General features: G+C 32.6%; 3 protein-coding genes. 1 reads left to right on the top strand and 2 read right to left on the bottom strand.

Features of this window, described 5'->3' with window-relative positions:
• Positions 1 to 587, bottom strand: a 587-nt coding sequence (locus EZH24_RS11455) for a DUF4912 domain-containing protein (RefSeq protein ID WP_137999226.1), incomplete at its 3' end; no start/stop codon positions are given.
• A 51-nt stretch (positions 588 to 638) separates the two neighbouring features.
• The gene (locus tag EZH24_RS11450; RefSeq protein ID WP_201798595.1) at positions 639 to 806 is read right to left on the bottom strand and encodes a hypothetical protein; all 168 of its coding nucleotides are present in this window, start codon (positions 804 to 806) and stop codon (positions 639 to 641) included.
• 197 nt (positions 807 to 1,003) lie between these two features.
• Between EZH24_RS11450 and EZH24_RS11445 the strand changes: the two genes are divergently transcribed.
• Positions 1,004 to 1,625 (top strand): pyruvate kinase (locus EZH24_RS11445; RefSeq protein ID WP_236847209.1); only part of this gene is annotated, 622 nt, incomplete at its 3' end.

Raw genomic sequence — 1,625 nt, 5'->3', positions numbered from 1 at the left:
GGAGCGTATATCATATTGCTTCTTGCCAACGGAATAAATCTTCCGTTTTCATCGTAATAGCCCAATTCGCCTATAAAATAAGCGTGAGGCATAGCCAAATTAATATACCTGTCTCCGTAAATGGCATTAACATCCAACTCTCTATGCAACTCTCCGTTAGTTATATCGTATCCGAATACATGGAATATTCTAACGGATATTCTACGACCTTTCAAAGAATGATAAGAAATATCGTAATCCGAAATGTCCCAATAAAAGAAACACCATTCTGGGTCACGCATCATTAAAGTTAATCTCGTTTCATTATATCTATTCGGCAATTCTCTAACTATATCGACTTCATCGGGAATATATCTATCCCGAAGTTCGAGATTCTCTACGGATTCTTTGGGAATCGCTTTTTTAGGAGTCGCTTTTTTAACTACCGTCTTTTTAATCGCGGTAGTTTTTTTTACAACCGAAGTTTTTTTTGCAGTCGCTTTTTTTATAGTAGTAGCGGCTTTTTTAGGCGCTGTCGTTTTTTGAGCGACACTTTTTTTACTAACCGTCTCTTTCTTCGAAGCGGTTTTTTTACCAGATGTAGACATAAATCTTCTCCATTACTTAATTCTTACACTCTTATATTCCGCTAATCCAGTTTATTTAGTTTTCTTAGCGGTTGTTTTTTTAGCCGTAGTTTTTTTAACAGCCGTTTTTTTGGCTGTGGTTTTTTTAGCCGCAGTCTTTTTTGCAGCTACTTTTTTAGCGGCTGGTTTTTTAGCTGTAGTCTTTTTTGCTGTTGTAGTTTTTTTTGTAGTAGTAGACATAAATCTTCTCCATATGTATGATTTTTATTTTAAAATTATAATATAAATAATATTCTTGTCAATAGAAATTGTAATTTTTTTTAAATAAAATAATTTAAAATAATTGTAATATAATCGCTAATATTTTATAATATCGGAAATTATTTGATTTTAAATTAACTTAATTTTTAAATTTTGAAAAAAGAGGAAAATAAATTATGAGAAAAACAAAAATTATAGCGACACTCGGTCCAAGATGGTCGGATGGAGAAAGCATAAAAAAAATAATCGAAAACGGAGCGGATGTTTGCAGGCTCAATTTTTCTTTTGGAACTTATGAAGAGCATTTGAATAGAATCAATATTGTAAGAAAAGTTTCAAACGATTTGAAAAAACCCGTTTCTATTTTGGCGGATTTGCAAGGACCGAAAATAAGAATTGGAAAATTGAAAGAATCGATAATCGTTAAAGAAGGCGATATTGTCAAATTAAGCGGATATAAAGAAACAAGCGAAGATAATATTATCCCAACCACTCACTCGAATATAGCTCATGATGTCGAGCCTTCTTCTATGCTTTTGATAGCGGACGGAACGATTCAATTAATCGTAGAATCAAAAGACGAATCTAAAAAACTTGTGATTTGTAAAGTTATAACGGGCGGAACTATTTTAAGCGGTAAAGGAATCAATTTGCCCGGCGCTCATGTTACAACTGAAGTTCTTACGGAAAAAGATATTTCTGACGCTTTATTTTCGGCTAAAAACAGAGTCAATTATTTGGGAATGAGTTTCGTTAGAAAAGCGGAAGATGTAATAAGATTAAGAAAAATTTTAGACG

The organism is Brachyspira catarrhinii, from assembly GCF_005518285.1.
Classification (GTDB): Bacteria; Spirochaetota; Brachyspiria; order Brachyspirales; family Brachyspiraceae; genus Brachyspira; species Brachyspira catarrhinii.
Note: the sequence above shows the minus strand (reverse complement) of the source record. Positions and strands in the feature narration are given on the sequence as shown.